Genomic DNA, 6,450 nt, shown 5'->3' with positions numbered 1-6,450 from the left:
GTCGGACAGATAGCTGATGTCGACATCGGATTTGCCCTCGCCCATCACACCGTGGAGACCCAGGATCAGCAGCGTGACGATACCGTGCTGCCCCAGATATGTCAGCATCTCGTGCATCTGGAGAACCAGGAACTGTTCGTTGGGCATGGCGTGCAGATACGCGTTCAGACTGTCGATCACGACGATCCGCGCGCGCGCCTGCGTCACCGCGTCGCGCACTGCGCCTGCGAATTCGCCCGGCGACAATTCGGCCGGATCGATCGCCCGGATGCGCAACAGCCCGCTGTCGAGATACGGCTGCAAATCCATGCCCAGCGCGGCGCTGCGCTTCACCAGCGTCGGCAGGCGTTCGTCGAACAGGAAATAGGCGGCCGGCTCGCCGCGCTTCAGGCCGGCGATCATGCACTGCACGGCGGCGGTGGTCTTGCCCACGCCCGCAGCACCGGTCAGCAGCGTGGCGGTGCCCGGCACCAGCCCTCCACCCAGCAATGCATCCAGTTCTGCGGCGCCAGTCGAAACCGCCAGATCGGTGAACGGCATGCCGTGTTGGGCCGCGACCAGACGGGGATAGACGCATAGCCCGCCCGGTTCGATCTCGAAATCGTGATAGCCGCCCATGTAGCGCATGCCGCGCATCTTCACGACATGCAGCCGCCGCCGCTGCGCCCCGAACCCCGACAGAGTCTGTTCCAGCGCCAGTACGCCGTGCGCGATGCTGTGCAGTTGCAGGTCGCTGCCGTTGGCGCTCTTGTCGTCCAGCACCATGACGGTGCACCGCCGGGTCGAGAAGAAATGCTTCAGCGCCAGGATCTGGCGGCGATAGCGGATCGGATTTTGCGCCAGCAGGCGAAGCTCGGACAGGCTGTCGAGCACCACCCGCCGCGGCCGCGCCTCGTCGATCTTGGCCATGATCGCGCGCACCGTCTCGCCCAGCTCGACTTCGCTGGGGTGGAGCAGCGTCTGTTCCTGGTCCTCGGCGAACCCGTCGGCGGGCACCATCTCGAACAGGTCGAGCGCATCGAGCGTCCAGCCGTGGGTGGCCGCGACCGCGCGCAGCTCGATCTCGGTCTCCGCCAGCGTGATGTACAGGCCGGCCTCGTTCGCCTCCACGCCGGCGAGCAGGAAGCCCAGCCCCAGCGTGGTCTTGCCGGTGCCCGGCGTGCCTTCGACCAGATACATGCGATCGGGAGTCAGCCCCCCGCCCAGGATCTCGTCCAGCCCGGAAACGCCGGTGGATGCCATCGGCAAAAGCGCAGATTCGAGCAACTATATCCCCTTGAGCGGCGACGTTTGTCCAATACTAAACCGGTATCCGCCACTGTCATAGCCGATCAACCCCCCTTGCGGTTCCATCGACGGGTAGATCATCCCGCTTATCTACCGAGGCGCATCTTTGGGGCCTTCGAACCGGGTCGGCGGAGCCGGCGGAAAAGGCCGCGCGCCGAGAGTGCCTCGAACATCTCGTCCGGTCCTTCGGGGTCGAGCACTTCGTTGTCGGCCAGCCACGTCTCGACCGCGGTCAGATCGGGGACCTCATAGGCGCGCAACGAACGGCCCTCCCCGCGCAGCCCCTCGATCGCGGCGATCAGCGATCCGGTGCGCGCGATGGCGGCTTCCACCACATCCGGCGCGACGCCCAGATGCTCGGCGATCAGGTCGTCGCGGATCGCGGTCACGCGCGCGCGATCGGTCGCCGTATCCGCTTGGATCGCCAGGTCGCATTCGGTGTCGAGCCGCAGCGAGCGGTTGTTCATGTTCGACGATCCCAGCCGCAGCACCCGGTCGTCGGCGATCAGGATCTTGGCGTGGACATAGATGGGCGTGCCCCCGGCCGTGTAAGGATGATACAGCCGCAGCCGCTGGAACCGATCGCGCCGCCACAGCGCGGTGACCAGCCGCGCCCGCGCGGTGTCCATCGCCATCGGCTCCAGCCAGCCTTGCGCCGTCAACGGATTGATGATGACGAATTCGGGGCCATCGGCCTCGCCCAGCCGGGCGGCGATGGCCTCGGCGATCCGACGAGAGGCGAAATACTGGCTCTCGACATAGACGTGGCGTTTGGCGGCGGCGATCTGTTCGAGGAACAGCGCTTCGGATTCGTGCACCGGTTCCTGGTCGCGCATCCGGGGCACGGTGCGCGCGATGCGCACCGGCATGGTTTCGAAATCGACTCTCAGATGTGCCGGCCAGCACGGCTCGTGGCCAACCACGGGCGCGATCGGCTTGCCGCCGGCACGGACCCAGCGGTCGCGCGCCATGTGGCCGAGCGCGGCGGCGACGGGCCCGGTCGCTGCGCTCGTGGCGTCGTGCCACGGCTTGTACGGGTTGCCCGACGGCTGGACGCGTTCCGGGTCCTTGTCCAAATGGCTGCGCGTGTCCCAGCGGTCGCCGGTCATGTCGATCCCACCGCAGAACGCCAGGCAATCGTCGATGACGACGACTTTCTGGTGATGCGAAGCGCCGGTCGGGTGATGACCGTCCAGCTTGGTGTGGATACGCGGATGCACCATCCATTTGAGCACGGTGAAGATCGTGATGCCGCGGAACAGACCCTTCAACGCCCCGACGTCCCAGCGCAGCAGATAGACGTGCAGTTGGGGATTGCGCTGCACCAGCCAATAGATGAACTCGCCGACCGGGCGCGGTCCTTCGTCCTTGCTGCACGCGTGGTCCAATTCGATACGCGCATCGAAATCCCAGCCGACCAGCATGATCCGCTGCTTGGCATTCAGCATCGCATGACGCGCGGTGCGGAAATAGTCTTCGGCATCGACGATGACAGAAAATTGGTCTGCCTGTTCGATCCGCCAGTGGCTCGCCTGATCCATGATCCGCCTTGAAGCCGGCAAAGCCTCGAAAATCAACACCGGTTTGTGGTAAACGGGTCCCGACATGGAGAAGGCGACCCGCAAGATCATCCACGTCGACATGGACGCCTTCTACGCATCGGTCGAACAGCGCGACGATCCGGCGTTGCGCGGGCGTCCGGTCGCGGTCGGCGGTTCGCGCGCGCGCGGCGTGGTGGCAGCGGCCAGTTACGAAGCACGGACGTTCGGCGTGCGCAGCGCGATGCCGTCGGTCACCGCGCTCAGGCGCTGTCCCGACCTGATCTTCGTGCCGCCCCGCTTCGACGTGTATCGCGGGGTTTCGCAGCAAATCCGCGCCATCTTCGCCCATTATACCGACGCGGTCGAACCGCTGTCGCTCGACGAAGCCTATCTCGACGTCAGCGTGGATCGCCACGCGCTGGGCTCCGCGAAGGCGATTGCGGAGGCGATCCGCGCGCGCATCCGCGCCGACACCGGCCTCACCGCATCGGCGGGCGTCAGCTACAACAAGTTCATCGCCAAGCTGGCATCCGACCAGAACAAGCCCGACGGCCTGTGCGTCATCCCCCCGGCCGCCGGCGCAGCGTTCGTCGCCTCCCTCCCCGTCAAGCGCTTCCACGGCGTCGGCCCCGTCACGGCGCGGCGGATGGAAGCGCTGGGCATCCTGACGGGGGCGGACCTGCGCGCGCGCAGCCTTGCCGAACTGCACGCGCATTTCGGCAAGGCTGCGCCGTATCTGTACGGCGCCGCGCGCGGTATCGACGAACGGCCGGTGCGCAGCCACCGTGACGCCAAGTCGGTCGGGGCGGAACGGACGTTCGAGACCAATCTGTCCGATCCCGCCGCGCTCCACGCTGCCCTGGCAAGGGTGGCCGATGCGGCCTGGGTGCGGATCGAACGCAGCGGCATGGCGGGGCGCACCGTCACGCTCAAACTGCGCCACGCCGATTTCCGCACCATCACCCGCGCCCGGTCGCAGGCCGGGCCGATCACGAGCGCGGCACACTTTCTCGCGCTGGGCGAAACGCTCCTCGCCGCGTTGCTGCCGGTGCCCGACGGCGTCCGGTTGCTGGGGCTGACCCTGTCGGGCATCGCGCGCGGCGACGCAGAGCCGACCCAGCCGCTGCTGCTTTAAAATACTTTGCGCAAAGATGCGCGGATCGATCTGCCATAGGGATCGAGATAGGCCGGCTGGAACCGGTTGGGCACCGCGCCGGTTCGATCGCGCACGTCGATGCGGTCGTTCAACAGGTTCTCGATCACGAAAGCCATCGACAATTTGCGCGTCCAGGGCCGGCGCACCACGCGCTCGATGTCCATCTGCATGTAGGGCACGAGCCAGATGCGCCCGGAAAATCGCAGGTCGGACGCCGCGATCTCGCTGCGCACGCGGGTCGGCCCCTGCACCCTGCCGTACATGCTCAGGTTGATCGCCCCGATCGCCAGGCTCAGGTTGCCGTCGGCTTCCCAGCGTGGCCGCCCGCCCGTGCCGGTCAACGTGGCGCCGTCGAGCAGGTCGAGCGCGGGCAGACCGGGGCGCAAGGTCAGGCGATCGTCGAGGCGCAGCGTGGCATTGACGAGGCCGAACAGGGTCGGCCGCTGCTTGGGCGGCGGTGGTGGCGGCGCGTCCTTCGCCGCCCTAGCCGCCTTCGCGGCATCGCCCGCCGGTGCGGCTGGCGGCGGCGGTGGCGCCGGGCCGAGCGGAGTGAAGAGATTGACGGTCAGCCGCAAGAGCCGCTCCCGCTCGTTCGCCAGACTGACCGGGCGCAGATCGACCTGCGCCAATCGGCCGTTCGCATCGCGGACGAACTGGCCGGGAAACGCCGCCTGGAACGGCTGTGTCAGGCTGCCGAGATATGCTGCCTGGTTGACGATATCGGTGTCGACATAGTTCAGATTGACGCGAAATTCCCGTGCCTTGAACGGCTTCACGTTGATTCCGATCGCGGTCGCCCGTCGCCGCTCGGGGGCCAGGCCGGGGTTCCCACCCGTCAGCGTCGTGACCGATACGGTCGCACCGGTCGTAAAGTCGAAGAACGGCGTGTTGGGCGATGTCAGGATGGGTGCTGCAAGCGATGCGATCGCCGGCGGCGTCTGCGTGCTGGTGACCGATGCGGTGAACTGGATCGGTGTCACAGGCGCCCACGCTAGCCCGTAATTGCTGCTGACAAGCCGGCCGTAACGCGACACGTCGGACACCCCGATCATGCCGTTGGCGGACAAGCCGCCGATAAAGGACAAGGCGCCGGTCGGCGAGGCGATCGGCAGATCGGCGTTGACGCTGGCGCCCGCGATCGTGCGGGTCAGGTCGAGCCGGCTGTCGACCAGTCCCGGCTGGCTGCCCACGCTCGTCGATCGGGCATAGTCCGCGGTCACCGTCACCTGTGCGTCGCCCGCCGGCAAGCGCACGACCGGCCCGTTCGCCACCGCCTTGCTAACCAGCGTCCCGGTGCGCGTCAGGCTGCGGCTGGTCGAGCGGATCGTCGCATCCTCCGCGCCGACATCGAGCGCCCCAGGCGGCGCGATCCCCTGCTGCGAAGACGCGGCGTTGCGCACTTGGTCATAGCTGTTGGTGACGCTCCATGCCCAGCGGCGGATGCTGCCCTGCACCGTGTTGCTCGCGCGCAAGGTCAGGTTGGTGCTCCGCTGGCGTAGCGCCCGATCGGCCAGGGTGCCGCCGTCGGGCGTGGCCAGCAGACCGTTCAGCCCCGCGTTACGCTGCGCCTCCATCGACAGGTTCAGCGATGCCGTCACCGTCTTGCCGACCGGCGTCGCCATCGTTCCGTCGACCCGCACCGTGTCGGTACGCTGCTGGAGCGAGCGATAGCGGCCGATATCCGCTCCATTCACGCCTGCGGGCAGCGTGTCGGGATCGGGCACGATCGCGCGCTCGCTTTGCAGGATCGGGTTCAGGCGCAGATGGGATACCGCCAGCGACGTGCGCCGCGGGCCATCGATCCGCGTCGCGTTCGCCTCGACATAATTCGTCTCGCCACCGCCCTCCGTCGTGGTGCCGACCACCTGCACCACCGTCGTGCCACGAAACCGCTTCTTGGTGATGAAGTTCATCACCTTGACGGTTGGCGGAAAGCCGAAGCGTGCGGCGTCCTGTTCGGACAAGATCTCGGCGCGTTCGATCGCCTCGGGCGGCAGGTTCTGCACCTCCGCCGGGTCGGCCAGCCGGCGGCCGTTCAGCAGCAGCACCGGACTGCCGCCCCCCGCCGACGACGACAGCGCCGTCAATCGCGTCAGCAGATCGCGCATGCTCGTCGGCGCCAGCGTGCGGATCATCTCCTGATCGATGATCGCGATGGGAGCGATCGATCCGACCGCCGATCCGGGCACCCGCCGCGCGGTGACGATGATGTCCTTTGGCATATTTGCGGGTGGCGGCGGCTTGGGCCGGGTGCGCTGTGCCCGCGCATCGTCGATGCTCGCCGCCATCAGCACGGGGATCAACACGCAAAGTCGGTGTCGCCTGCTGCCGCCTGTCGCCGCCATCGCATCCTCCCGCTGCGGAGGATTATAGATGGGCAAAGATGGTGCAATTGCGGCGGTTTGGCGGCTGTCGCCTCAGCCCGACGTGCCGTCGCGCAGCACCGGCAGGGGCGGATTTTCGTTC

General features: G+C 67.4%; 4 protein-coding genes. 1 reads left to right on the top strand and 3 read right to left on the bottom strand.

The genetic code is table 11. The features are described from left to right. The coding region (locus VF649_RS03030) for an ATPase domain-containing protein (RefSeq protein ID WP_331010482.1) at positions 1–1,242 on the bottom strand (1,242 nt) is incomplete at its 3' end. Between the two features lie 131 nt (positions 1,243–1,373). Further along, complete coding sequence (locus tag VF649_RS03025; RefSeq protein ID WP_331010481.1) at positions 1,374–2,828, bottom strand: phospholipase D-like domain-containing protein; 1,455 nt, start codon at positions 2,826–2,828, stop codon at positions 1,374–1,376. Between the two features lie 64 nt (positions 2,829–2,892). Between VF649_RS03025 and dinB the strand changes: the two genes are divergently transcribed. Further along, positions 2,893–3,963, top strand: a complete 1,071-nt coding sequence (gene dinB, locus VF649_RS03020; RefSeq protein ID WP_331010480.1) for a DNA polymerase IV — start codon at positions 2,893–2,895, stop codon at positions 3,961–3,963. Here the strand turns inward: dinB and VF649_RS03015 are convergent. After that, positions 3,960–6,290, bottom strand: coding sequence for a TonB-dependent receptor (locus VF649_RS03015; RefSeq protein ID WP_331010479.1), 2,331 nt, complete (start codon positions 6,288–6,290; stop codon positions 3,960–3,962). The two genes, dinB and VF649_RS03015, sit on opposite strands and share 4 nt — an antisense overlap. Positions 6,291–6,450: the final 160 nt, after the last annotated feature.

Source organism: Sphingomonas sp., assembly GCF_036387535.1.
Classification (GTDB): Bacteria; Pseudomonadota; Alphaproteobacteria; order Sphingomonadales; family Sphingomonadaceae; genus Sphingomonas_R.
Note: the sequence above shows the minus strand (reverse complement) of the source record. Positions and strands in the feature narration are given on the sequence as shown.

What these genes read in the sequence shown, in the direction of transcription:
- VF649_RS03025 (WP_331010481.1), bottom strand. Translation starts at nt 2,828, where the DNA reads ATGGATCAGGCGAGCCACTGGCGGATCGAACAGGCAGACCAATTTTCT.
- dinB (WP_331010480.1), top strand. Translation starts at nt 2,893, where the DNA reads ATGGAGAAGGCGACCCGCAAGATCATCCACGTCGACATGGACGCCTTC.